This is a genomic window from Gymnodinialimonas sp. JB5-7, assembly GCF_055693405.1.
Map to the genome: position 1 here is coordinate 827,713 of NZ_JBVFUX010000004.1, position 23,542 is coordinate 851,254.

The 23,542-nt window shown below is 62.3% G+C and carries 24 protein-coding genes; 14 read left to right on the forward strand and 10 right to left on the reverse strand.

Annotated features, from left to right (window positions below):
• Positions 1-22: 22 nt before the first annotated feature.
• A complete protein-coding gene (locus ACZ1HK_RS05050; protein ID WP_472627739.1) occupies positions 23-2,476 on the reverse strand; it encodes an FAD-dependent oxidoreductase in 2,454 nt (817 codons plus the stop codon).
• Between the two features lie 335 nt (positions 2,477-2,811).
• Here ACZ1HK_RS05050 and ACZ1HK_RS05055 point away from each other — a divergent pair, with 335 nt between their 5' ends.
• The gene (locus ACZ1HK_RS05055; RefSeq protein ID WP_472627740.1) at positions 2,812-3,657 is read left to right on the forward strand and encodes a LysR family transcriptional regulator; all 846 of its coding nucleotides are present in this window, start codon (positions 2,812-2,814) and stop codon (positions 3,655-3,657) included.
• Positions 3,658-3,693: 36 nt separating this feature from the next.
• Here the strand turns inward: ACZ1HK_RS05055 and ACZ1HK_RS05060 are convergent, their stop codons facing one another.
• The 4 genes from ACZ1HK_RS05060 to ACZ1HK_RS05075 form a co-directional block, all read right to left on the reverse strand.
• Positions 3,694-4,239: a CIA30 family protein gene (locus ACZ1HK_RS05060; RefSeq protein ID WP_472627741.1), complete on the reverse strand. Its 546-nt coding sequence runs from the start codon at positions 4,237-4,239 to the stop codon at positions 3,694-3,696.
• Between the two features lie 94 nt (positions 4,240-4,333).
• On the reverse strand, positions 4,334-4,561 hold the full coding sequence (locus ACZ1HK_RS05065; RefSeq protein ID WP_472627742.1) for a hypothetical protein: 228 nt from the start codon (positions 4,559-4,561) through the stop codon (positions 4,334-4,336).
• A gap of 189 nt (positions 4,562-4,750) precedes the next feature.
• The gene (locus tag ACZ1HK_RS05070) at positions 4,751-5,698 is read right to left on the reverse strand and encodes an NAD(P)-dependent oxidoreductase (protein WP_472627743.1); all 948 of its coding nucleotides are present in this window, start codon (positions 5,696-5,698) and stop codon (positions 4,751-4,753) included.
• 129 nt (positions 5,699-5,827) lie between these two features.
• Positions 5,828-6,448 (reverse strand): class I SAM-dependent DNA methyltransferase, encoded by a 621-nt coding sequence (locus ACZ1HK_RS05075; RefSeq protein ID WP_472627744.1) that lies wholly within the window; start codon positions 6,446-6,448, stop codon positions 5,828-5,830.
• Positions 6,449-6,731: 283 nt separating this feature from the next.
• On the opposite strand from ACZ1HK_RS05075, the gene ACZ1HK_RS05080 reads away from it, so the two are divergent.
• From ACZ1HK_RS05080 to ACZ1HK_RS05115, 8 genes are all read left to right on the forward strand, one after another.
• Complete coding sequence (locus tag ACZ1HK_RS05080; RefSeq protein ID WP_472627745.1) at positions 6,732-8,411, forward strand: BCCT family transporter; 1,680 nt, start codon at positions 6,732-6,734, stop codon at positions 8,409-8,411.
• A gap of 69 nt (positions 8,412-8,480) precedes the next feature.
• Entirely contained in the window at positions 8,481-8,858 is a 378-nt protein-coding gene (locus ACZ1HK_RS05085; RefSeq protein WP_472627746.1) for a carboxymuconolactone decarboxylase family protein, read from the forward strand.
• Between the two features lie 133 nt (positions 8,859-8,991).
• Positions 8,992-10,482: an FAD-binding protein gene (locus ACZ1HK_RS05090; RefSeq protein WP_472627747.1), complete on the forward strand. Its 1,491-nt coding sequence runs from the start codon at positions 8,992-8,994 to the stop codon at positions 10,480-10,482.
• A 219-nt stretch (positions 10,483-10,701) separates the two neighbouring features.
• Positions 10,702-11,109, forward strand: coding sequence for a hypothetical protein (locus tag ACZ1HK_RS05095; protein ID WP_472627748.1), 408 nt, complete (start codon positions 10,702-10,704; stop codon positions 11,107-11,109).
• Positions 11,110-11,200: 91 nt separating this feature from the next.
• Positions 11,201-11,908, forward strand: a complete 708-nt coding sequence (locus ACZ1HK_RS05100) for a hypothetical protein (RefSeq protein WP_472627749.1) — start codon at positions 11,201-11,203, stop codon at positions 11,906-11,908.
• Between the two features lie 68 nt (positions 11,909-11,976).
• Positions 11,977-12,150, forward strand: coding sequence for a hypothetical protein (locus ACZ1HK_RS05105; protein ID WP_472627750.1), 174 nt, complete (start codon positions 11,977-11,979; stop codon positions 12,148-12,150).
• A 114-nt stretch (positions 12,151-12,264) separates the two neighbouring features.
• A complete protein-coding gene (locus ACZ1HK_RS05110) occupies positions 12,265-12,561 on the forward strand; it encodes a hypothetical protein (RefSeq protein ID WP_472627751.1) in 297 nt (98 codons plus the stop codon).
• A 67-nt stretch (positions 12,562-12,628) separates the two neighbouring features.
• Positions 12,629-13,012 carry a DUF1801 domain-containing protein gene (locus ACZ1HK_RS05115; protein ID WP_472627752.1) on the forward strand — a complete coding sequence of 128 codons (384 nt, stop codon included), beginning with the start codon at positions 12,629-12,631 and terminating at the stop codon, positions 13,010-13,012.
• Between the two features lie 207 nt (positions 13,013-13,219).
• On the opposite strand, the gene katG is transcribed toward ACZ1HK_RS05115, so the two are convergent.
• Positions 13,220-15,391: a catalase/peroxidase HPI gene (gene katG, locus ACZ1HK_RS05120; RefSeq protein WP_472627886.1), complete on the reverse strand. Its 2,172-nt coding sequence runs from the start codon at positions 15,389-15,391 to the stop codon at positions 13,220-13,222.
• Positions 15,392-15,528: 137 nt separating this feature from the next.
• Between katG and ACZ1HK_RS05125 the strand changes: the two genes are divergently transcribed.
• Positions 15,529-16,422 carry a LysR substrate-binding domain-containing protein gene (locus ACZ1HK_RS05125; protein WP_472627753.1) on the forward strand — a complete coding sequence of 298 codons (894 nt, stop codon included), beginning with the start codon at positions 15,529-15,531 and terminating at the stop codon, positions 16,420-16,422.
• Here the strand turns inward: ACZ1HK_RS05125 and ACZ1HK_RS05130 are convergent.
• The 4 genes from ACZ1HK_RS05130 to pufB form a co-directional block, all read right to left on the reverse strand.
• Positions 16,410-17,060, reverse strand: a complete 651-nt coding sequence (locus tag ACZ1HK_RS05130; RefSeq protein ID WP_472627754.1) for a hypothetical protein — start codon at positions 17,058-17,060, stop codon at positions 16,410-16,412. The two genes, ACZ1HK_RS05125 and ACZ1HK_RS05130, sit on opposite strands and share 13 nt — an antisense overlap.
• Positions 17,061-17,127: 67 nt before the next feature.
• Positions 17,128-18,519, reverse strand: coding sequence for a PucC family protein (locus ACZ1HK_RS05135; protein WP_472627755.1), 1,392 nt, complete (start codon positions 18,517-18,519; stop codon positions 17,128-17,130).
• Between the two features lie 101 nt (positions 18,520-18,620).
• A complete protein-coding gene (locus ACZ1HK_RS05140; protein ID WP_368475674.1) occupies positions 18,621-18,983 on the reverse strand; it encodes a light-harvesting protein in 363 nt (120 codons plus the stop codon).
• Between the two features lie 15 nt (positions 18,984-18,998).
• A complete protein-coding gene (gene pufB / locus ACZ1HK_RS05145; RefSeq protein ID WP_339982414.1) occupies positions 18,999-19,154 on the reverse strand; it encodes a light-harvesting antenna LH1, beta subunit in 156 nt (51 codons plus the stop codon).
• A gap of 597 nt (positions 19,155-19,751) precedes the next feature.
• Here pufB and ACZ1HK_RS05150 point away from each other — a divergent pair.
• Genes ACZ1HK_RS05150 through ACZ1HK_RS05165 form a run of 4 tightly spaced genes read left to right on the forward strand, consistent with a single transcriptional unit; the run spans position 19,752 to position 23,536 of the window.
• A complete protein-coding gene (locus tag ACZ1HK_RS05150) occupies positions 19,752-21,086 on the forward strand; it encodes a serine/threonine-protein kinase (RefSeq protein WP_472627756.1) in 1,335 nt (444 codons plus the stop codon).
• Positions 21,083-21,778: an FHA domain-containing protein gene (locus ACZ1HK_RS05155; protein WP_472627757.1), complete on the forward strand. Its 696-nt coding sequence runs from the start codon at positions 21,083-21,085 to the stop codon at positions 21,776-21,778. The genes ACZ1HK_RS05150 and ACZ1HK_RS05155 overlap by 4 nt, the downstream gene beginning before the upstream one ends.
• The gene (locus ACZ1HK_RS05160; protein WP_472627758.1) at positions 21,771-22,655 is read left to right on the forward strand and encodes a PP2C family protein-serine/threonine phosphatase; all 885 of its coding nucleotides are present in this window, start codon (positions 21,771-21,773) and stop codon (positions 22,653-22,655) included. Before ACZ1HK_RS05155 ends, ACZ1HK_RS05160 begins: the two co-directional genes overlap by 8 nt.
• Positions 22,655-23,536, forward strand: a complete 882-nt coding sequence (locus tag ACZ1HK_RS05165; RefSeq protein ID WP_472627759.1) for a hypothetical protein — start codon at positions 22,655-22,657, stop codon at positions 23,534-23,536. Before ACZ1HK_RS05160 ends, ACZ1HK_RS05165 begins: the two co-directional genes overlap by 1 nt.
• The last annotated feature ends 6 nt before the right edge of the window (positions 23,537-23,542 follow it).

Consider the following 23,542-nt stretch of genomic DNA (forward strand, 5'->3'; position numbering starts at 1 on the left):
GCAAACCTAAGGCACAAGCGGCTCACGCCCGGATCCGTTCGTTTTGCGGGTCCCAAAGCGGACCATCGCCCTGCACGGTCGCCTTGCAGATCTCGCCATAGATATTGACGTCCAGCTCTGTGCCCGGCTCCGCAAGATCGGCGCGCACCATGGCCAGCGCCACGGAATGCCCAACCCGGTAGCCCCACGCGCCGGAGGTTGTCTCACCCACCACGTCGCCATCCTTGATGATCGTCGACATGTACGGTGCGTCGGCCTCACCGGCATCGACCTTCAGCGTCACAAAGCGCTTCTTCACGCCTTGCTGCTTTTCAGACAGGAGCGCCGCCTTGCCGGGGAAATCCTGCGGCTTGTCGAACTTGATGAACCGCTCCATCCCGCCTTCCAGCAGCGTGTAATCGGTCGACAAATCACCCTTCCACGCACGGTAGCCCTTCTCGATGCGCAGCGCGTTCAGCGCGAACATCCCGAATGGGGTCGCCCCCGCGCCCAGCACCGCCTCGTAAATCGCAGGCATCTCGGCCATGGCGGCATGGATTTCCCACCCCAGCTCCCCAGCGAACGACACCCGCGCCAGGAAGGCAGGCTTGCCCGCGACGGTCGCTTTCTGATGCGTCAGCCACCCCAGCGACAAGTCCGCGTCCGTCCCAATCGCCTGAAACAGATCGCGCGCTTTCGGGCCCGTCACGATCAGGGTCGAAAACTCCGTCGTATGATCTGTCAGGCTCACGCCTTCGGGCAGACCATCGCGCCACAGCACCTCATAGTCGTGCCACTGCGCCGGTGCCGCCGTGATCAACGTGAAGTGATCCTCGTCATGCCGGATCAGGGACATCTCGGTCAGGATACGGCCACGGGGGTCCGGGAAATATCCAAGGTTCATTCGGCCCACTTTGGGCAGCGCGCCCGCAATCCGGCCCCGCAGCCATTCCGCGGCGCCCTCACCGGTCAGATTGAAACGCGAGAAGCCCGGCAAATCCAGAACGCCGACGCCATCACGCACGGCTTCGCATTCCTCCTTCACCCGTTGCTCCCAAGGCCCGGTCCGGCCCCAGGTCTCCGTCGCCTCAAGCGACGTATCATCGCCGTCCTTGGCAAACCAATTCGCGCGTTCCCAACCCGGCATAGGCGCCCATCTGGCCGCCCAATTCGCGCACCTTTGCGTCCACCGGCGACAGTTTCTTGTCGCGCCCCGCAGGCCAGGCCTTCCACGGGAAATGCATCCCGTATTCGTGCCCATAGGTCTCCAGCGCCTTGTCCAGGCAATAAGCGAATGGTCGGTGTAATCGGTATAGCGGCGCGGATCGACGGCCCACATGTCCCACTCGGTCATGCCCTCGGTGATCCACTCGGCCAGCACCTTGCCCGCGCCGCCGCCCTGCACGATCCCGAAGGTAAACGAATGCGCCTCAAACGCGTTCTCGACCCCCGGCATGGGCCCGATCATCGGCAGGCCATCGGGCGCGTAAGGAATGGGTCCGTTGATATTGCGGCCCACACCACCTTCACCCAGCAGCGGCACCCGCTCCATCGCATCCTCGATATACCATTCCAGGCGGTCCAGATCGTCCGGGTACAGCTGGAAGCTGAAGTCATCGGGCATCGGATCCTCGGGTGTGACCCAATGCGCCTTACAGTTCCGTTCATAGGGTCCAAGGTTCAGACCGTGCTTGTCCTGCCGCAGATAGTACGAGCTATCCACATCCCGGATCATCGGCAGTTTGCGCCCGTTGGCCTCGGTCCATTCCTTCACCTGCGCGATTTCCTCGGTCAGGAAATACTGGTGAGACATCACAACCATCGGCACCCGCCGCCCGCCATAGGGGCGGAACCACTCGCCCACGCGCTGCGCATAATAGCCCGCCGCGTTCACCACATATTCGCAGCGAATTTCGCCCTTCTCGGTCTCCACGATCCACTCGCCATTTTCGCGGCGGACGCCCGTGGCGGGTGTGAAGCGGTGAATCTGCGCCCCCAGATCGCGCGCGCCCTTGGCCATGGCCTGCGTCAACTGCGCGGGGTCAATATCGCCATCATAGGGGTCCCACAGGACCGCGCTCAGATCGTGGGTCTCGAGGAACGGATAATACTCCTTCGCCTCTTCCGGCTCCAACATCTTCATGTCGATGCCCTGGTACTGGGCCATGCCCATCACCCGCTCGAACTCCTGCTTGCGCTCCTTCGTGTGGCCAAGACGCAGCGCGCCGGTCACATGGTAGTTCATCGGGTAATCGACCTTCTCGGCCAGCCCGCGATACATCTCCAACGAATAACGCTGCATGTTGAGCACCGCCCAGGAGGTCGAGAAATTCGGGCAGTTGCCCGCCGCGTGCCAGGTGGAGCCTGCGGTCAGCTCGTTCTTCTCCAACAACACGCAATCGGTCCAACCGGCCATCGCCAGGTGGTAGAGCGAGGATGTGCCAACGGCCCCGCCCCCAATGATAACAACGCGTGCGGTGCTTGGCAGATCAGCCATATCTCTCTCCCCTGTCGGGCGCTGCCATCCCGGCGCGCCTCCTGATTGTCTCGCGCGCAAGTATCGTATCGGAAACTTTTCAGTTCAATTCGCAAACGGCATCTGTTTTAATCGCAAAAACCGATTAGTGCGCGCGCCACCCTCCTTCGGTGCCAACGCGCCCCGCCCGCCCCTCCTCGAGCCTCCGGCTCTCCTCACAGCCGCACCCCTACGACCAGCGCCTCGTCTTCCATTGGTCAAAAATACCTCGGGGGTCAGCGTGGATTTCACAGAAATCCGCGCCAAGGGGGCAGCGCCCCCTCGCGCCGAAGGCGCAGACAGAAAGTTGCGACCGCATGCAAATCGACCAGATCGAAACCTTTCTCGACCTCCTCGACACCCGATCCTTCAATCGCACGGCCGATCGGCTCGACGTCACCCAATCCACCATATCAGGACGGGTGAAGGCGCTGGAAAAGGCCCTGGGCGAGAAGCTCTTCGAACGCTCTCGCTCGGGCACACAGCCTACCACCGCGGCCCTTAGGTTCGAAACCCATGCCCGCGTTCTGCGCCGCGCCTGGGCCGACGCGCAGGCCGATGTCAAACCCTATGGCGCCGCTGTCATGCTGCGCATCGGCATCCAGCATGACTTGCTCGACAACCATGTCGCCGACTGGCTCACCGCACTCCGCTCGGCCTTGCCAGACTGCGGCTTCTACGTGGACGGCGACTATTCCCGCCAGATGTGCCGCGATCTTGAGGCCGGCGCCCTCGACCTTGGCGTCGTCTACACACCGCGCCCGTCCCCCGACCTCTATTTTGAAAGCATGGGGGAGGTGCCCTACCGCATGGTGTCCTGCACTGCTGACACCTTGGCAGACGTCAAAGCCAACGACTACATCCTGCCCAACTACGCCCCCGCGTTTGCGCAAACCCACGCAACGCTTCTGCCGGGCCTCAGCGAAGGCACGGTCAGCTCCGGCCAGGCCGCCGCAGTGCGCGGCCTGCTGATTGCGCTGCAGGGCACCACCTATCTGCCCGCTGAAATGGCCGACGCCCTTATTGCCGAGGGCAGCGCCCATGCGGTCGGGAGCGCGCCGGTCATCGGCCAGCCCGTGTTCATCGCTATGCACCTGCGCAACCGCCATCGCGCGGGCTACCGCCGCATGGCAAAGGTCCTGCGGGGACAAATGGGCACGTGACCGCAACCGGCAATATCCAGGGGCCGACGCCCATCTTCAATACAGACGAATTTCGCGCACCATCAAGTCAGCAACGTGGTCGCGCCCATAGGCCACGATCCCGAGGCTCACCACATCCCCCGGCGCAAAGCCCGGGTCCATGCCATCATGGGACGGCACAAACCCATCCAGTGGCAACGTCACCTCCGACCAATGCGCACCGGCGACAAACGCCGCGCGGTACGAATGCCAGACCCGGCGCAGCCCCTCCGTTCGCACGAACAGGTAATAGGTCTCGCCATTGCCGCGCACCGACAGGCGCAGGCCTTGCGTGTCATCCGGCCAGCCACCCTCAAACCTGCGCCGAACCTGAATGAAGCCGCCATTGTTCTCGGTGCTGACCTCACCCACCAGGCGCACGGCCCCTTCACCCGGCACGAGTTCGGCCCGCCCTTGCGACACGCCGCCCATCACGCCATCGGCCACGTAGTCCCAACGCGCGCCACTTAGCGCGTCGAACCTGTCCCAAACCTGCGCCATCGCCGTCTCCGCCCCGCCGCATGAAACCGCCAGCGCAAACGCCATTGCGTATACTTTGCCCATGCTGCACCTGCCCTCATTGTATCCCGCCAAATAGCGCTCCGCGTCCAATAAAAAAGGGCGCCCAAAGGCGCCCCATGCTCTCCGTCGCAAAGGCTCACGCGCTGCCGGTGAGCTTTGCAACAATGTCCTCGACCGAGATGCCAAGCCCCTCCAACATCGACAGATCGATGCCGTTATCTGCGAGGAGGCTGGTGATGCCCTCTGCATCCAAATCGCCCAGCGCGCTCGGGTCGATGCCCGCCTCGCCCAGCTTCTCCATGATCCCGTCCAGGCCACCGCCCTCGCCGCCCATCAGGCCGCCGATCATATCTCCAATACCCATGGTCGCTCTCCTTGTTGTTGGGTGTCTCACCGGGAAGATTGCACGGGCGCGGCTGTCCGCAACAGGGGAAAGATGCCGCCCGAGGTCCAAAAACATTTCTATGAATATAGAAATGTTCGCCCCATCAAGTCATTGATTTTAATGCTTTCCTACCTACCCCGCCATCTGATCACGCGTGAGCAACCTTGCTCATGCACGCGTCACGACCACCTCATAGCCCTCTTCCTCCGGCTCCTCATCAACCAGCTCCATGGGGAACCCATCGGCCCGCACGTCCAGCCCGGTGGCCGCCTCCAGCAGCTCGATCATCCGATCCGATTGCGCCGCCTCCCCCAACACCCGTTGCCCCGCGGTCAGCATCTCGATCATCTTCGGGCTGATCTCCAACGGCACCCCGAAACGGTCAGCAATCGTCTGGAACAGCCCCACATCTTTCTGGATCAAGTCCAGCGTGAAATTCACATCGCGAGAGCCCGACAGGATCAGCTGGCTCTCCGTTTCATGCACGAACGAGTTGCCGGACGAGACCGCAATTGCCTCATAGGTCGTGGCCATATCCACCCCCGCCGCACGCATGACTGTCAGCGCCTCACACAGCATTAGCAGATGCCCCGTCGCCAGATAATTCGTCATCACCTTCAACGTCGATGCCGCCCCCAACGGCCCCGTATGCAGCACCCGCCGCCCCATCTTCGTCAGCAGCGGGAACACGCGGTCAAAGACGGCCCGCTCCCCGCTCATGTAGATTGAGATATTGCCCGTATCCGCCCTGTGGCACCCGCCCGAGACCGGGCATTCCGCCACCGCGCCGCCCTGCGCCTCCACCAACGGTGCGATGCGCAGGATCTCGGCCGCATCGGTTGTCGACATCTCCATCCAGATCTTGCCTGGCCCAACCTCTGGCAGCATCGCATCCACCACCGCCGCACTCGCCGCAGGCGACGGCAGGCACGTGATCACCACATCGCAGTCGCGCATCATCGCAGCCGGATCGCCGCCCGCAACCGCCCCGCCCACCGCGAAGCCGTCCACCAGCGCGGCGTCCAGATCATGCACCCGCAACGCCACACCATTGCGCAAGAGCGATCCCGCCAGTTTCCCACCGACGGACCCCAACCCGATAAACCCAACCTGCATTGCCCTGCCCTCCCAAGCACGCCTCAGGCCGCAGTCAATCTGCGGCCGCCCCATCTTTGTTCCTAAAATATGCGCCGCGCAGCGTCCGAACTCGGCCAAATGCGCCATTGTTGCGACGGATTAAGACCGTCAGACCAGAACCTCACACACATGCACCGCATTCATGACCTCCGGCGCACCTACGGGGATCGTGTGAAAGACAGGCGTTCGGTAGATCTCGCGCCACGCACCCTCGGCCTCGTACCGGGCGATGGCGTCCAGATAGGCCGGCTCCTGCCCCGCATCGTGGCGCATAGAATAGATCAGGATGCCGCCCCGCCGTGTCACCCGCACCAATTCATCGAACGCCTCGGGCGGCGCATGGCCGGGCGTGATCGTGCCCGCTGTCATCGTGGCCGCAAACTGCCCCTCCGCAAATGGCAGCGGCCCGCCCAGCGCCGCTTCGATCAAATCGTCGTACAGGCCCTTGCCGCGCGCCACATCCAGCATGCCCGGCGACAGATCAAGCCCGATAAAGCCCCGGTATCCCAGCAAATGCAGCGGTTCCACCTGCAATCCGCCGCCACAGCCTGCATCCAGAAGCGGCTTAGCATCGCGCGGCACATGGGCAGCCACCGCGGTCGCCATGATCCAAGGCAAGCGATAGCCGCCTGCCATCAATTCCGTCTCATAGCTGTCGGCCCAGGCGTTGTACTTGTCCCTCGCCGCCTCAGGGGTCGCGGCATCATAGGCCTGTCCAAGTCTCGTCATGGGTCTTTCTTCCCGGCTCTTTGTCCGGCCACCCTCCCGCGGGCATGACGCCAGCGTCAAGCACCATTGGCGCGAAATTGGACTCATCAAAATCAACTTCTGGGTGAAAAAAGACCTTTGGGTTTGAAAAGAATCGCGCTTACGCTTTTGCCCCACAGACCAAGACCCCGTGGAAAACGGGTCAGCGGGCCGCCTGGGGCTTGTCGCGGACACAAGAAAAACCGGGGCAAGTAAGGAATTGGCGGTTCGTTGCCATAAAGCGCGCAAGGACGAGGAGACCTGCATGGCTATTGAACCCCCTCTAACAGATCTACCGATCAAGACCGCTGACAGCGGCTTTTATCGGGGATTTAGTGTTAACGTTGCAGTGGTCAGTAAGATCATCATCTCCGTTCTGGTGGTGTGGTGTATCTTTTGGCCGATCCAGGCTGGGAATGTCCTGGGCGATTGGAACGGTGCGATCCTTTCGGCCTTTGCCGGATGGTATATCTGGGTGGTCGCAGCCTTCATCATCGTCTGCCTGGGGCTTGCGATCTGGCCCACAGCCGGGCGGATGACCCTTGGCCTGCCGGGCGAGAAACCCGAATTCTCGAATTTCTCATGGTTCTCCATGATGTTCGGTGCCGGTATCGGCGTCGGCATGCTGACATGGGCTGTGGCCGAACCGGTTGCACACTTCCAGAACAACCCCTCTGTGATCACCGGCGACACCACCGCCCTTGATGCCAACAACGTGCGCACGGCCTATGTCTGGTCGTTCCTGCACTGGGGTCTGGGCGCCTGGGCCTGTTATGCTGTTGCGGGCCTGGCACTTGCGTTCTTCAGCTATCGTCGCGGCCTTCCGCTGACGATCCGGTCGTCGCTGACACCCTTGTTCGGCAAGTCCCTGTCCGGGACCATTGGCCATATCATCGACATCGTCGCCGTGGTTGCGACCATCCTCGGTGTGGCGCAGACTCTGGGCTTCGGGGTGGAACAGTTCGTGGCCGGCCTCAACCGGATCGGCATTGGCGGCTTGGTGCTGGAGGATGGCTCAGCCACCACGCTCGGAATCATCGTGGCGCTTTGCGTGATCATGGGGGCCTCGACGCTGTCGGCGCTTTCCGGCGTTGGCAAAGGCATCAAATGGCTGTCGAACATCAACATGGTGCTGTCGATTGTCCTTCTCGGCTTCTTCATCATCTTCGGTGCGACGTTCTTTGGCGCAACGGCCTTCTTCGTGGGCATCTGGGACTATCTGGTTCAGCTGCCTTGGCTGTCGTTCAACGTCTACAGCTCCGACGGTGTCGAAGGGTCTGAGTCCTTCCTGCTGACGCAGTGGCAGGGCTGGTGGCCGGTGTTCTACTGGGCCTGGTGGATCGCGTTCGCACCTTTCGTGGGCCTGTTCCTGGCACGTATCTCCAAGGGTCGCTCGATCCGCGAGTTCGTCCTGGGCGCCATGATCGTGCCGTCGCTGATGTGCTTCGTCTGGTTCTCCTGGGCCGGTGGCACCGCCATCGACTTGGAGCTGAACGGCGACGCCAACGGCGTGATCCTGGATGCGGCCAATGGCGACAAGATCTTCGCCATGACCGAGTTCATGCTCGCGCCCATCGCGCAGGCTCTGGCCTGGGGCATGGCCGTGCTGATCGTGGTCCTGCTGATGACGTTCCTGGTGACGTCCGCTGACTCCGCCGTTCTGATCGTGAACACGATCAACGCGGCCGGCGATGAAGGCCCCAAGGCCCGTCCGCACATCCTGTTCTGGGGTGGCGCGCTGGCGCTTGTGGTCGGCGGCCTGCTGATCTCGGGCGGCACCGGGGCCATTCAGACCGCCATGGTGATCGGGGCCTTGCCCTTCTCGCTGGTGATGGCGCTGATGTGCATCGCGTTGATCAAGGCCATCTTCAACGATGGCCGGCGCGAAGCGGCAGGTGTGGCCACCACCCATGATGAGGTGCCCTCGGCAACGCCCGCGGAATAAGCCTACATCCCAACCATCTGAAACGGGCCGCCACCGCGCGGCCCGTTTTCATGTCCAACGGAGGAAATGATGGACGATTTCTTTGAAAAGGGCCTCGAACAACGCCGCGGCACGCTCGGCGCGGACTATGTGAACAAGAACCTGGAGGCCGCCGATGACTTCACCCGCCCGTTCCAGGAGGCAATGACAGCCTGGTGCTGGGGCTTTGGCTGGGGCGATGACGCGATTGATCCCAAGACCCGCTCGATGATGAACCTGTCGATGATCGGCGCGCTCGGGCGCATGCACGAATGGGAAATCCATTGCCGCGGCGCCCTCAACAACGGTGTGACGAAGGAGGAGATCCGCGCCATCATCCACGTCGTCGGCATCTATTGCGGCGTGCCCATGGCGCTCGAATGCTTCCGCGTCGCCCGCAAGGTGCTTGAAGAGGCCGGCGAACTTTAGGGGCAACCCCGCCTCCCTTCCGGTTTTCCTTACCTTCTGCCATGCTTGCTTCGTGATTACCTCGGCATAAGATAATTGAACGTCGTTCACAAACCGACGCCCAGATCACGCCGAGGATAAGGAAGGAACGCCCATGGCCCGCACCGGAACACTCTCCCGCCGTGCCTTGCTGTTGGGGGCCGGTGCGGCCGGCGGCTACGTCGCGGGCCGGGCCTGGGCACCGGGATTGTCGCAACTGGACGGCGTCGACCGCATCGGTAGCACGCCAGAGGGGCTGTTCCTCAACGATGCGTCCGAACTGATGGCCACCCCCATCCACATCCACCAGCGCCCCGCCGCCCACGGCGATGCCCTGATCGAGGCGTTCCGCGCCGAACTCGCTGCCGCCCAATCAGAAAACCGCCCCGTCTGCGTCTCCGCCGCCCGCCATTCCATGGGCGGGCAGTCCATCCCCCGCGACGGCCACGCGATCACCGTCGACGATGCCTGGATCGAGCCCGACACCGCCAACGGGACCTACCGCGTCAACGGCGGCGCGCGCTGGCGCGACGTGATCGCGGCCCTCGACCCGCTCGGCTTCTCCCCCGCCGTCATGCAGTCCAACCACGATTTCGGCGTCGCCGCGACCTTCTCCGTCGGTGCGCATGGCTGGCCCGTCCCCTACGGCCCCATGGGCGCCACCGTCCGCAACCTCCGCATGGTCCTGCCCTCGGGCGAGCTCGTCACCGCGTCGCGCACGGAAAACACCCAACTCTTCCAGATGGCCATGGGCGGCTACGGCCTCACCGGCCTCATCGTCGACATGGACGTCGACATGGTCCCCAACCAGCGCCTCACCCCGGCGTTCGAGACCATGCCCGCCGCCGATTTCCCCACCGCCTTCCAGGCCGCCGTCGACGACCCGACCAAACCCATGACTTACGGTCGCCTCAACGTCACGCGCGAGACGCTCTTCGATGAGGCCCTCCTCATCACCTACTCTCCCACCGAAGACCAATCCGATATTCCCCCCGCCACCGAATCCGGCTGGATGTCTTACGCCGCCTCTTACCTCTACCGGGGCCAGGTGGGCCGCGAAGGCATGAAAGACTGGCGCTGGTGGGTCGAAACCTCCCTCGGCCCCCGCTTCGCCGGCGAAAGCACGCGCAATTCGCTCATGAACGAACCCATCATCACCCTCGATGACCGCGACCCGACCCGCGTCGACATCCTGCACGAATATTTCGTCCCCTTCGACGCCTTCGACGGCTTCCTTGAGGCCTGCCGCGACGTGATCCCCGACGCCTTCGTCGAATTCCTCAACGTCACGCTGCGCTTCGTCGACGCCGATACCGACAGCTACCTGCCCCACTCCCCCACCCCCACCATCGCCGCCGTCATGTCCTTCACCCAGGAAATGACCGCCCGCGCCGAGGCCGACCACCAACGCATGACCCAAGCCTTGATCGACCGCATCCTCGAAATCGGCGGGCGCTACTACCTGCCCTACCGCCCCCACGCGACGCAGAGCCAATTCACCCGCGCCTATCCCCGCGCCGCCGACCTCGCCGCCCTCAAGCGTGAGATCGACCCGACCCTCACCCTCCGCAACAACCTCTGGGACAGCTATATGGCCAACCTCTGACCCGTCCCCCTCCTTGGCTCTCCGCGCAGGCACGTCTTCCTTGTTTCAAAAATACCTCGGGGGTCAGCGATTTTTTCACGGAAAAAGTCGCGAAGGGGGCAGCGCCCCCTTGCAGAGGCAGGCCGGCGCAAGCCGGACAACGAGGCAAAAGACTTGCGGCGCACGCCGCTCCATTTGAAAAGACCATCCAAGGCCCCAAACCCGCAAAGGCTCCACAAAATGTCCCTGATCCGTCGCCTCTGCCTCCTCTACGCCGCCGTGCTTCTCGCCGTAGCCGCAATCAACTATATCCCAGGCCTCACCGATGACGACGGCCTCGCCTTCGGCATCTTCGCGCTCGACCCGTTCGACGATGCCCTGCACCTGGCCTCCGCCATCTGGGCCTTCCTCGCGGGCCTCATCTCAAACCGCTCCGCCCGCACCTTCCTGCTGATCTTCGGCGCGGCCTACCTCGCGGACGGCGTCTTCGGCATTTTCACCGGCTGGGGCTTCCTCGATTTCGCGATCTTCACCAATGAAAGCCTCGGGCCAGAATTCACCTTCCTCCGCCTCGCCGCCAATGCGCCCCATATCGGCCTCGGCGCCATCGCCGTTGGCGCGGGCCTTATGGCTGGCCGCCAGACATGAGCTTTATCGCCACCTTTCTCAAGCGCGCCCTCCAGCTTCTGCTGATGCTGGTGCTGACCTTGGCGGCCCCCTCGCTCTATGTCGAAACCATGTGCCGCGCCTCGGGGAGCCCGCGCCCGCGAGCCCATTATCGTCAGAGACCCGGCCCGAAATCCGCACGCTTCTGACCTACCCCGAATGGCACATCGTCCATGCCTATGACGATTACGCCACCGTCATCGATCAGGGCGACCCGCATGATTTCGGCTATCTGCGCGCCATTGCGGGCTATTGGTCCTCGCTCTGCACCCTCACCCGCGCCAGTGGTGAGCTGGGTGAGATCGACGGCGGCACCCGTCAGCTTGTCCATGTCATAGGCGTCTCCTTCACGTTCGAAATGCTGATGAAAGGCCTCTATGAGGAAACGATTGGCCGCGCCGCCACATGGGTGCGCGGCCCGCAGCAGACCCGGCTCGACAATCTCTCCGCCCTGCAAGCCGCAGACTACGCCGCCTTCCTGCAGCAGGTGCCATGGTACCGCTACGATTTCCGGGGCGACGCCGCCACGCTGAACGCCGCCGCAACCGACGCTTTTCGCGATCAGGAACGCGCCTTTGCCCTGGGCTTTGAGCACCTGACCCGCGCAGCATACGCCGATGTTATCGCGCAAGCCGTGGCCGCCACGGGCTTCGACGATCTGACCCTGCAAATGGTCGTCACCGGTCTGACGCCTGCGCAGATCGAAGCCGTAGAAGGCGTCACCATTCTGCGCGACGCCCCCGGCGGGGTGGAAATCGAAACCCCCGCTACCGCGAGCTGACCGGCATCCTTGCCAATTGGGCCGACCAAGGCGCGACCTTCCTCGATATGGCGGGCAATGATCAGATCATGTTCACGGCGATCTCCGACACACCCGATGTTCCAGGGGCTTTGGCCTCGCTCGACCGTCAGGGATATGGCGACACGCGGCACCTGTTTCTGATCCCCGTCACCTCACTGGCCGAGGCGTTGCGCGAGCTGGACGCTGCCGGACTGCGGCTGGAACACATCCATGATTATTGAGCAAAGTCCGCTCCGTTGGGCGCATCTTGGGCCTTTCCGCAAAACTGTGACCATCTGGACGCTTTTTCGCGCAAAAACCCGTCCAAATGGTCACATCTCCGTCCAGATGGTCACATGTTGAAGCGGGTGCTCATAGCCATCCCGATCGTCCTTGTCGGCTGGATCGCCATCCTCGCCCTCGTGATGCGCTTGGGCGGTGAGGCTCCAGCGGCATTTGTGCCCTTGCCCCCGTCGGACTTCATCACCGCCCTGCCCGATGGCATCGCCATAACAGGTCGCTCCCCCATCTCGCTAACCCTCCGATCTGAAACGGAAAATCTGCCGTCGCAGCTTTATGAGGCCGGGGCCTGGCTGGTCCTGCCCGCCGGGTTGGAGGCCTGCATCCCGCGCTTCCTGCGCCAAGACGTATAAGCCTGCTGACATGATCCTGTCAGGAGGGTGGGGTGCACCAAGCCATTGGATATGCTAGGCTTTTCCCATGACAGCTCCGCCAGAAATCAAAGCAGCTCTCCCCGAAACCCACCGCCCGCGCCTCTTGCACATGCGCGCGCTGATCTTTGCCGCAGCAAAGGCAACCGGGACCGCGCCGCTGACCGAAACCCTCAAATGGGGCCAAGCCGCCTACCTCCCCGCCAAACGCGCCGGCACCACGCTCCGCCTTGGGGTGTCCGCAGAAAACCCGGCTCTCTTTGTGCATTGCCAAACGGATCTCGTCTCCCGCTACCGCGTTCTTTTTCCAACAGAATTCACCTATTCCGACAAGCGCGCGATCCTTGTTCCCGCAAGCGGCCCCTTCGCGGAAGCAGCCTTCCAGCAAATCGCGGCCATGGCGCTGACCTACCACCGCGACAAACGCGCCTGATCCGCCCTTCTTTGTTCCGAAAATATGCCGGGGGATGGCGGCTTTTTCTCCGAAAAAGACGCCTGGGGCGGCGCCCCCCTCTTCGCATGGGGGAGCGCGAGGGGGTTTCCCCTCGCATTGGTCGACGACGCAGTCGGCGAAACACCCAAACGAAAAAGGGCGCGCCGGTTCAACGACGCGCCCAATTACTCTTTTAAATCAACGACTTCAGCGATGCAGGTCGAAGCGATCATTCTCCATGACCTGAACCCAGGCGGCGATGAAATCATCAACCATCTTCCGCTCGGCATCGTTGCAGCCATACACCTCGGCCACGGCCCGCAACTGGCTGTTCGACCCGAAGACAAGATCGACCACATTGGCCGTCCACTTCACCGCGCCAGAGGCGTCACGCCCCTCCAGAATGCCGCTTTCCGTCTCGGTCCAGCTTGTGCTCATATCCAGCAAGTTCTTGAAAAACTTGTTGTTCAGCACACCGGGCGTGTCCGTCAGCACACCGTGCTTGCTGTCGCCATGGGTCGCGCCAAGCGCCCGCATGCCGCCCATCAGAACGGTCATCTGCGGCATGGTCAGGCCCAGAAGCTGCGCCTTGTCGACCATCATCTCCGCCGGTTCGCGCAGACTGAACGGCGCATGGTAGTTGCGGAACGCATCGGATTTGGGCTCCAGCACGGCGTAGGCTTCGACATCCGTCTGCTCCTGGCTCGCATCGCCGCGGCCTGAGGTGAACGGCACGGTCACGTCGTGGCCACCTGCCTTCGCCGCCGCCTCGATCGCAGCACACCCGCCCAGAACGATCAGGTCTGCCATGGAAACAGGCTTGCCAAACCCGCCCTGAATGCCTTCCAACACCTTCAAAACCTTGGACAATTCGGCCGGATTGTTGACCTCCCAATCCTTGGCAGGGGCAAGCCGGATGCGCGCGCCATTGGCGCCGCCCCGCTTGTCGCTGTTGCGGTAGGACGCGGCCGAGCCCCAGGCGACGCGGACCAATTCCTGCACCGACAGGCCGCTGTCCATGATCTGCGACTTGAGCGCATCCACGTCCGCATCGCTCAGCGTCGGGCCCGCTGGAACGGGGTCCTGCCACAGCAGTTCTTCGCTTGGCACGTCCGGGCCGAGGTAGCGCTGGATCGGCCCCATGTCGCGGTGGGTCAGCTTGTACCAGGCCCGCGCGAAGGCATCGGCGAACTTGTCGGGGTTCGCGTGGAAATCGCGGCTGATCTTCTCGTAAGCCGGATCCATGCGCATCGCCATGTCCGCGGTCGTCATCATGATATGGGTCTTGCCCTGTCCGTCGGCCGTGGGCGCCATATCTTCTTCTTTAAGATCAACGGGTTGCCACTGGTTCGCGCCAGCAGGCGACTTCGTCAACTCCCACTCATATCCGAAGAGCATATCGAAATAGCCCGTGTCCCACTGGGTCGGGTTCGGTGTCCAGGCGCCTTCGATCCCGGAGGTCGTGGCGTGGACGCCCTTGCCGCTTTCGAACCCATTGCGCCAGCCCAGACCCATCTGGTGGATCGGCGCGCCCTCGGGCTCGGCTTCAACCAGCTCAGGATCGCCTGCACCATGGGCCTTGCCGAAGGTGTGGCCACCGGCAACAAGGGCCACGGTTTCCTCATCATTCATGGCCATGCGCGCAAAGGTATCGCGAATGTCGTGGGCCGAGGCGAGCGGATCGGGCGTGCCGTTCGGGCCTTCAGGGTTCACGTAGATCAGACCCATTTGCACAGCGGCCAGCGGGTTTTCCAGATCGCGGTCGCCAGAATAGCGCTCATCGCCTAACCAGGTCGCCTCAGGCCCCCAGTAGATGTCTTCATCAGGCTCCCACACATCCTCACGGCCACCGGCAAAGCCGAAGGTTTTGAACCCCATCGACTCCAACGCCATATTGCCCGCCAGGATGAACAAGTCCGCCCAAGACAGCGAACGCCCGTACTTCTCCTTGATCGGCCAGAGCAGACGGCGCGCCTTGTCGAGATTGCCGTTATCGGGCCAGGAATTCAGCGGCGCAAACCGGTGCGTGCCGTTGCCTGCACCACCGCGCCCGTCATAGGTGCGGTATGTTCCGGCAGAGTGCCATGCGAGGCGGATCATCAGGCCACCGTAATGGCCATAATCTGCAGGCCACCAATCCTGGCTTTCGGTCATCAACGCCTTGAGGTCGGCCTTGACCTGCTCCATGTCGAGTTTCTGGAATTCTTCCGCGTAATCAAACGCTTCACCCATCGGGTCCAGCTTTGGGGAATTGCCGTTCAACGGCTTCAGGTTCAACTGATTTGGCCACCAATGCTCATTTGCGGTGCTGGCGCTGGGTTGTTTTCCCTGCCCGTGCATCACGGGGCAACGGCCTGTCGAAATCGGGGCTCCGTCCATCATGTGTCTCTCTCCACTGCTGGCTGTTTGACTGGCACGCGCCGCACCGGTCTTGCGACTCGCGATTGCCGCTAGGCTATCAGGCCGAGGCCATTAGCTACAGTTGGATTTTCTGATAATCCTGATAAGCTCTACTGATGAGCAATCTCACTCTCAAGCAGTTGCGATATGTCGAAGCTTTGGCGCAGCATGGCCATTTTGGCCGCGCCGCAGATGCGTGCGCCGTGACGCAGCCTGCGCTTTCCATGCAGATCAAGGAGTTGGAGGAGAATTTCGGCCTCGCGCTCTTTGAGCGTGGCGGAAAAGCGGTGCGCCTGACCGGGTTCGGAGAGCGCTTTCTGGAGCGCGCGCGCAAAATCCTGCGCGATGTGGATGAATTGGCCGAGCTTGCGCGCGCCGCTGAAACCAGCCTTGTGGGGCGGTTGCGGCTCGGGATCATCCCCACCATCGCGCCCTACCTTCTGCCCCGGATCATCGGCGCCCTCAGCCACCGCTACCCTGACATCGACCTTCATATTCGCGAAACGCTGACCCCGAAATTGATCGAGGATCTGGGCGCGGGCCGGTTGGATTGTGCGGTCCTGGCCCTGCCCGTCTCTGAGCCCGGCCTGACCGAGGTGCCGCTGCACGATGAGGAGTTTGTTCTGATCCGCCCCGCATCCGATGCCGAAAAGCCGGTTCCTGACGCGGAGACACTGGCCCAAATGCGCCTGTTGTTGCTGGAGGAAGGCCATTGCTTCCGTGATCAGGCGCTCGAATTCTGCAACATCCGCTCACCCCTGCCCCGTGAAGGGTTGGATGGATCGAACCTGTCGACACTTGTGCAGATGGTGGGCGCCGGAATTGGAGTGACCCTCATCCCCGAAATGGCTGTGGGCGTCGAAACACCCTCAGCCGACGTCTCAGTTGCGCGCTTTGGGCGGCGCAAGCCGAAGCGAACGGTTGGAATGGTTTGGCGCAAAACCAGCCCGCTCGGCCATCAGCTCAATGGGATGGCAGACGTGCTGAGGGAGGCCGTTCAGGTCGTGTAACGCCAACTGCCCACGCGGGCCTTTGGGTTGCGGCGCCAGATATGCGGCAGGGCGAAGGCGGCGAAGAAGCCGTTGACCAAATGCCTGCTCGACATCATCCGGTTGCGCGCGATCAACGGGAACAGGAAATCGCCAAATCGCTGATCAATCACAGCCGGGCGCATCCGCTTTTTGGGCTTTTGCGACAGGGTTGGAATGCCGAAGGCGCGCGACAGGCCACGCGGCTTCAGGTCATTGCGCACATCCAGCATGTTCGTCAGGAACAGGCGGTGCGACGGCAGGATCGACACGAAGAGCTCTGGGTTAGGCTCATTCGGAATATTGATGTTTTCGTTTGCAACGCCTGCATTGAAGGCGGGGTAGCTGTCTGCCACCTCAATCGCGCGGCGCGCGGCGCCGAAGGGGGTAAATGGCGCACGAACCACCAGAAGGGCGCGATTGGCCGTCAGATGCTGCGCGTATTGCTGTGCCGTGTCCGTGGGCACGCCCGCTTCTTCAATCATGTCCTGCGCAGACCTGCGCGATCGCTGTTCCACAATGCTCATGCAATCGTCCGGGAAACCCTCGGCTTTGAGCGTTGCGACTGCGGCGTCGGCATTGGCCGGGTCTTCATAGAGCCGGGTGACTATTGTGGACATTTGATCGGGCCTCCCCAATTGAACGGACGGTGGCAGTCTACGTCGGCAAGACTACCAAAACCTTATGTTAGGGCTCAACGCCCAAATTTCGAGGCGCCTGTGCATGTAGGCGCCAAATTACGCACAAAGCCGCCACCAGGAAGACAGCCTCAAGCAGGAAAACGGGGATGTACGGCGTCGCCGGACCCGCGGTTCCCGGCAGGGCAAGGATCACGTCGCGGATCACGCCGCCGGCGGCAATGGCGATACCCGCGGCGGTCGCCTGCACCGCGCCCCAGGCCCCCAGGGCGAGGCCAATTTGCGATCGTGGCGCGCGGCGCATCGTGGCCGTCAACGTGCCGTGACCAAACAGGCCCGCGCCGACGCCCGAGATGAATGTGCCCAAAGTGAACAAGGCCACGCCACCCATTTGCGCAGCGATGGCAATGGCGATGAAGGCAGGCACACCAATGGCCGCCCCGAACGTTGCGACATTCAACGGCTCGGCCCCGCGCAGCAGCACATGGCTGGCGAACCAGAAGCCAAGCAAGCCGCCGCCCGCAAGAACAGCGGTCAGGCGGGTTGTCATGGCGACTGACATCGACAGGACCTCACCGCCATAGGGCTCCAGCAGGACCTCGGCCATACCGTAGGCCATGGTCCCAAGAGCGATCACGATCAGCAGTCGCATGGTCCCTTCGCGGGCTGAAAAAACGGCCCATGCGTCCGAGAAGGCCTCGACCGGCGGCGGGTTGGCGGCGCGCGTGCGGTCGCGCGGCTCCTGCTTCCACAATGCCAGCAGGTTGAGCGCAATGGTGGTAACTGCCGCGCCTTGCACAACCTGAACCAGACGGCCCGGCGTGTAGTCTGACAGAAGATAGCCGAACACAAGCGCACTGAGGATCATGCCGAGCAGAAGCATCACATACATCAGACCCACGACCTTGGGCTGATCTTCTACAGGAACAAGATCGGTGGCGAGGGCAAGCCCAACTGTCTGCACTGTATGCACCCCTGCCCCAACCAGCAGAAACGCCAGCGCGGCTGAAGCGCGGCCAATCCACAAAGGCGCGTCAGCGGCCTGGTCGTAGCCAGACAGCACGAGCAACGCGAAGGGCATGATCGCGAAGCCACCGAATTGCAGCATCGTGCCCTTCCAGATGTAAGGAACACGGCGCCACCCAAGGGCGGATCGGTGTTGATCGGATTTGAACCCGATGAGCGCACGGAACGGCGCAAAGATCAGCGGCAAGGCCAGCATGATCGCGACAAGGGAGGCTGGCACACCAAGCTCGACGATCATCACGCGGTTGAGCGTGCCGACCAAAAGAACAAGGGCCATGCCCACGGAAACCTGAAACAGGGAAAGGCGCAGCAAGCGTGACAAGGGTGCCGTTTCGCTGGCGACATCGGCAAACGGCAAATAGCGCGGCGTGATCCGGGTGATCCGGCGCAGGATAGTGTCACGAATGCCGCTCAAAAGGCTGCCCCGTTGCTGATGGTCGCTGGGAAAGACGGGCGACCGGGCCGGGTCAAGAAGCGACGCGCGCTTCTATCCCCCGGTCGTGGAGAACAAGGCGCTTATTCGAGCGCCGTGTCGGTTGGTAGCAATGTCCTCGCGGAGGCCAGCGTCACCGGGTCTTCGATGACAAGCCTTGCTGTCCGCCCATCGGGCAGGATTACCGTCATGCCATCATCGGCAGCGGCGTCGAGATACATTGGCGCGTCAGGTGTGACGTCCGCACTTGCGGGCAGGATATTCGTTTCCGTTTCCAGCGCCGCCGAGCCCGAGCCGAGTTCCTGTCCAGACAGGAAATCAGACACCCAGGTGGTGTTGCTGACAACGGCGACGTGCACCGCAAACGAGCCGACGGCGACCGCTGAAAGAAACAGCGGAATACCGACGGTGGGCTTAACAACAAGCCAGATCTTTGAATTGTTCATGCGATCTTGCTCCCGTCAGCCCAGCCAAGGCGTTGCAACAGCCACGAGGAAGTGAGCGACCAGAGCGATCCCCCCAAACACCCGCGTGCCATCGATGAGGTAGCTATGCACCTCTTCCGCCTCTTTGAGGGTCAGACCCGTGGGCCAGACTTTATCCGGATCATCAGACATGATGTTCCTCTCCTCTTCGCTTCGAGATTTGGCCCGAGGGTGGTGACACCCAAGAACCGGCGAGCGACGGGCCCGCAGAGGCGAAGACAAGTCGTCCGGCATCCGGGTCCATCGAGATTAAGAATGTCACAACAGTCTGACAGGTCAACTGTAAATTGTGATTTACACCTTGAACACACGCGAAACAATTGGCCTTGCAGGGATCAAAACCTGGTCCGACCCTGCTAAGTCTTTGTGCGAAAAGACTTTGTGGCCCGGAAAAGCTATTTCATCTGAAGTGATCTTTCTGCGGGACGCCCTGCCCCAAGGGGAAGAATATCCATGAAAAGTTGCTCTGATTCCGCCCCAGAAACAGCCCCCATGCACTCAAATGTGTAAATCCAGCGTGACAGTGGAGTCGGATCATCGATAGCCTTTTGCGCAATTCGGGCGCGCAACAATCCCCGAGAATTCAATCTGAATTGCAGGTATTCGACCCCAGTTGCACCACCGCGTGCCGCAATCCAGCCACTTTTCGAGCGCGAATTGGAAGGCCTGAACGCGCCCCCGGACAACCCGGGGTCAGCATCAACGCATTTCTGCAGGCACAGGCACCAAATGGAACCCGAACCCACATATCAGGGAGATGAGCTGCCCCCCGGCGCCACCTTGTGTGGCGGCCAGTACACGATCGAGGGCTACCTCAACGCTGGCGGATTTGGAGTGACCTATCTGGCCTGCGACAGCCTCGGGCGTCGGGTGGTGATCAAGGAATGCTTCCCCAGCGCTATGTGCTTCCGGTCAAATCAGACGGTCTGCGTCAGAAGCCAGGGAAACGCCGTTGAATTTGACGCCATTCTGGAGCTGTTCGAAAAGGAAGCCCGCGCGCTTGCCACGCTGCAACACCCTTATATTGTTGGGGTCCATCAGTATTTTCGCGACAACGGGACCGCCTATATGGCGATGGATTTTGTCGAGGGACGCACGCTCCTCGACATCGTCGAAAACGACCCTGGGCGCCTGACGCCCGATCGCGTGAAAACCCTCCTGTCCCAATTGCTGCAGGCACTTGCCTACATCCACAGCAACGACATCCTGCATCGCGATATCTCGCCGGACAATATTCTGGTGGATGATGATAACCTGCCTGTCTTGATCGATTTTGGGGCTGCGCGCGAGGATGCGACACGCGTCAGTCGCGTGCTGTCGAAACTGCAAACTGTCAAAGACGGCTACTCGCCGCAGGAATTCTACCTCGCGGGTAGCGACCAAACATATGCGAGCGACCTTTATGCGCTAGCGGCGACCTTTTTCCACTTGCTGACTGGCAAAGCGCCCCCAAGCAGCCAAGTGCGGATGGCCGCAGCCGCGCGCGACGCCGCAGATCCGTTGCCAGACCAACCTGACATTGAGGGCTATGATCGCACCTTCATTGCGGCCATTTGGCAATGCCTCAGCTTGTTTCCGAAAGATCGCCTGACCGACGCGGACACCTGGCTGTCGTCCATAGACGAGACGCGGCGCAAGAAGCGTTTGCTGGAAAAGGCCGAGCAAGACGAAACCCTGGACAAAACGGTGTCGCAACTTGTGCGCGACTTCTTTCGGGATTTCACGCCGAAGGCGCCCGACGCGCCAAAACCGCCGCTGGAACCACCCAACCCAGTGCAGGCAAAACCGGAAGTGCGGATCGTACAAGCTGAACCGGACTTTGAGGAGTTGACCGCAGAGGAGCCAGCAGAAGCGCCAGCAACGCAACCGCATCGGCCCCGCAAGCCGAAATTGCAGCCCATTGAAAAGATGCAGCTTAGGTATCGTCGGCCCGAAGCCCCGCAGACGGACGCGGCGGACCATCAGGCCGCGACACGCTCGGGCTGGCTTTCCCTATTCGCAAAACCCCCAAAACCCGGCGCCAAAACAGCAAACGGGGATGATCGAGCCGAGGAAATCGTATGAGTATCAAAAGATTGCGCAATGTTGCCGTTCGGATGCGTCCTCCTGCAGGCGCTGACGGACCTGCGCCGACAACAGGCGAAAACGCCATACGACCGGTATCGCAGCCCGCAATACCGCGGCGCGTGGCCGTCAGTCGCCCGGAAACGGATCAGCGCCGTCAAATCTGGGATCTGGAAGCGGACCCATCCGACAAGGCACCGGCCCCGGCGCGTGCCGTGCCGTCAACGCCGCCGCCTGCGCCCGCACAGCCCACCGATCGCGCCAAAACGCGGGTCATCGGATTTCTCGGCGCGACTTCCGAGGTTGAACCCGCATCCGACGCGCAGTCAGAAGGACCCACCTATCCGGCAGGCTTTCTTGTCGTCACGGACGGCCCCGGACGGGGTGCCTTTTTCGCCGTAACAACGCGCGTGTCGTCCATCGGGCGCGGCGAAGATCAGGACATTTGCATGAACTTCGGCGATGAGAGCATCTCGCGCGCCGGCCATGCCTCGGTCATGTACGACGCCGAACAAAACCGGTTCTTCCTTGGCCACGGCAACAAGGCCAATGCCGTCCGTCGCAACGATATGCCGGTCCTTGCCACCGAACAGATGGAGCATGGCGACGAAATCCGCATCGGCAAAACCACTTTGCGCTTTCATGCCTTTTGCGGGCCTGATTTCACGTGGGACGGGCACGCCGATGACTGACCAATCGGAATTCGAGTTTGATGTCGCCTCTGCCCTCGCGCAAGGCGCGCGGTCTCGACAGGAAGACGCGGTGGCCGTGTCGTTCCCACAAGGCGCACCGGATGGGTTTGCCATTCTGTCGGATGGCATGGGCGGACATGCCTCCGGCGATCTGGCCAGCCGCGCGATCGTGACCGAGGTTTTTGCCGCGCTGACCCTAAAGGAAAGTGCCCGCAAATCCGCGCCGCCTGACGCCTTGCGCGGCGCCGTGGAAAAGGCAAATGCGGGCCTCAAGGCCGTGACGGCCGCGCGCCCGGATCATTCCGGCATGGGGGGCACTGTCATTGCCACGCACCTGTCCGGATGCGATCTGCACTGGGTCTCGGTCGGGGATTCCGTCCTTTATCTGTTCCGTGATGAAAAGCTTTCCCGCCTCAACGCGGACCATTCGATGGCCCCGCAACTGGACCTGCTGGCCGCAAACGGCGCTATGACCGAAGCTGAGGCCGCCGCGCACCCGCAGCGCAATTGCCTGACCTCAGCCCTGACCGGCGACGCGGTGGCCGAGATTGACTGCCCCGACGCCCCGCTAGAAGTGCGCGCAGGCGACATTCTCGTCCTCGCAAGTGACGGCCTTCAATTCCTGCCCGATCCGATCATCGAAGCCCTGCTTTTGCGCGCTCGGAATGAGCAAAGTCGCGTGATCGCCAACGATCTTCTTGAGGCGTTGACGACCTTGAACGATCCCGAACAGGACAACACATCGCTGGTCGTCATTCGCCCGGTGCGCCGCAAGCGCGCCGAACGCCACAGCAGCTTGCGTCATGCCCCCAGCGCCATGTTCAAAGCCATGCGGCGCGCGGTTGCGCCAGCGATTTCGATTGAACCGCGGGGGTGATGATGAAGGCCCTTGCGCCAGAACCAAGTGAGACCGTCGCGAAGCTGGAAGCGCTCTTGGCGTCTGCCCGTATTCCGCAACGGGATGCGGAGCGTTGTGCGCATTTGATCGAAACGCTCAAGCGGCCCGTTCGCGTCTGCCTGATGGGTCAATGGGACAGCGACATGCGCACCATTCTCTACGCTGTGTGCGGCAGCGACATTGCGCCCGATGGCGTCGCCCTTCCGCCAGCGCTGGAGATGCAGTTCGGCGACCGCGTTCAGACCCATGCAACCTTGGAGGATGGTTCGCACCTTGCCCAGGACGGCTGGCCTGATGCCGCGCTTCTGTCGGAAGCCCCGGTGTTTCTGCGTGTGACCGCGCCGTCAGAGCCCCTCAAACACATGTCCTTTCTGGCCTTATCACTGGATCTGAACCCCGCGATGCACCGCCCCGCCCTTGCATGGGCTGCGCGGCGCACTGAAATCGCGGTCTGGTGCACGACGGCCTTCTCCGTCGCCGATGCCCGGATTTGGGGGAATGCGCCCGAGCGGCTCACACACCGGGCCTATCTGGTTGAAACGGCCCCGGACACAGCCGGGCATGACGCTGTGGCTGCCTCTGAGTTCACTGACCATGTGCACCTGCCCTTGCCCGGCGACATCGCCCCGCTTCTGACGCAGTTGCGCGACGACATCGATGAAGCGCGCATGGCGGACCTGGACGCTGCGTATCTGCTGTTGCACCGTCTTGGATATACGGCCGACCCCGAAGAACCGGTCGCGGACTACGGGCCAAGTAAGCCGCAGCGCAGTTCGGGACAGCTTGCGCGCCTGCGCGAAGTGCTGTCGGAGCCCACGCTTTTCTGGCACGAAGATCACGAGCGCTGGCAGAAGACCTAGCGTGGA

Excerpts from the sequence above, each read along its gene's own strand:
- ACZ1HK_RS05050 (WP_472627739.1), bottom strand. The coding sequence starts at position 2,476 with ATGGCTGATCTGCCAAGCACCGCACGCGTTGTTATCATTGGGGGCGGG.
- ACZ1HK_RS05095 (WP_472627748.1), top strand. The coding sequence starts at position 10,702 with ATGTCCCTGATCCGTCGCCTCTGCCTCCTCTACGCCGCCGTGCTTCTC.
- ACZ1HK_RS05165 (WP_472627759.1), top strand. The coding sequence starts at position 22,655 with ATGATGAAGGCCCTTGCGCCAGAACCAAGTGAGACCGTCGCGAAGCTG.
- ACZ1HK_RS05150 (WP_472627756.1), top strand. The coding sequence starts at position 19,752 with ATGGAACCCGAACCCACATATCAGGGAGATGAGCTGCCCCCCGGCGCC.
- ACZ1HK_RS05160 (WP_472627758.1), top strand. The coding sequence starts at position 21,771 with ATGACTGACCAATCGGAATTCGAGTTTGATGTCGCCTCTGCCCTCGCG.
- ACZ1HK_RS05155 (WP_472627757.1), top strand. The coding sequence starts at position 21,083 with ATGAGTATCAAAAGATTGCGCAATGTTGCCGTTCGGATGCGTCCTCCT.
- ACZ1HK_RS05105 (WP_472627750.1), top strand. The coding sequence starts at position 11,977 with ATGTTCACGGCGATCTCCGACACACCCGATGTTCCAGGGGCTTTGGCC.
- ACZ1HK_RS05085 (WP_472627746.1), top strand. The coding sequence starts at position 8,481 with ATGGACGATTTCTTTGAAAAGGGCCTCGAACAACGCCGCGGCACGCTC.
- ACZ1HK_RS05115 (WP_472627752.1), top strand. The coding sequence starts at position 12,629 with ATGACAGCTCCGCCAGAAATCAAAGCAGCTCTCCCCGAAACCCACCGC.
- ACZ1HK_RS05090 (WP_472627747.1), top strand. The coding sequence starts at position 8,992 with ATGGCCCGCACCGGAACACTCTCCCGCCGTGCCTTGCTGTTGGGGGCC.
- pufB (WP_339982414.1), bottom strand. The coding sequence starts at position 19,154 with ATGTCTGATGATCCGGATAAAGTCTGGCCCACGGGTCTGACCCTCAAA.
- ACZ1HK_RS05075 (WP_472627744.1), bottom strand. The coding sequence starts at position 6,448 with ATGACGAGACTTGGACAGGCCTATGATGCCGCGACCCCTGAGGCGGCG.
- ACZ1HK_RS05060 (WP_472627741.1), bottom strand. The coding sequence starts at position 4,239 with ATGGGCAAAGTATACGCAATGGCGTTTGCGCTGGCGGTTTCATGCGGC.
- ACZ1HK_RS05125 (WP_472627753.1), top strand. The coding sequence starts at position 15,529 with ATGAGCAATCTCACTCTCAAGCAGTTGCGATATGTCGAAGCTTTGGCG.
- ACZ1HK_RS05080 (WP_472627745.1), top strand. The coding sequence starts at position 6,732 with ATGGCTATTGAACCCCCTCTAACAGATCTACCGATCAAGACCGCTGAC.
- ACZ1HK_RS05065 (WP_472627742.1), bottom strand. The coding sequence starts at position 4,561 with ATGGGTATTGGAGATATGATCGGCGGCCTGATGGGCGGCGAGGGCGGT.
- ACZ1HK_RS05070 (WP_472627743.1), bottom strand. The coding sequence starts at position 5,698 with ATGCAGGTTGGGTTTATCGGGTTGGGGTCCGTCGGTGGGAAACTGGCG.
- ACZ1HK_RS05130 (WP_472627754.1), bottom strand. The coding sequence starts at position 17,060 with ATGTCCACAATAGTCACCCGGCTCTATGAAGACCCGGCCAATGCCGAC.
- ACZ1HK_RS05110 (WP_472627751.1), top strand. The coding sequence starts at position 12,265 with ATGTTGAAGCGGGTGCTCATAGCCATCCCGATCGTCCTTGTCGGCTGG.
- ACZ1HK_RS05055 (WP_472627740.1), top strand. The coding sequence starts at position 2,812 with ATGCAAATCGACCAGATCGAAACCTTTCTCGACCTCCTCGACACCCGA.
- ACZ1HK_RS05140 (WP_368475674.1), bottom strand. The coding sequence starts at position 18,983 with ATGAACAATTCAAAGATCTGGCTTGTTGTTAAGCCCACCGTCGGTATT.
- katG (WP_472627886.1), bottom strand. The coding sequence starts at position 15,391 with ATGGACGGAGCCCCGATTTCGACAGGCCGTTGCCCCGTGATGCACGGG.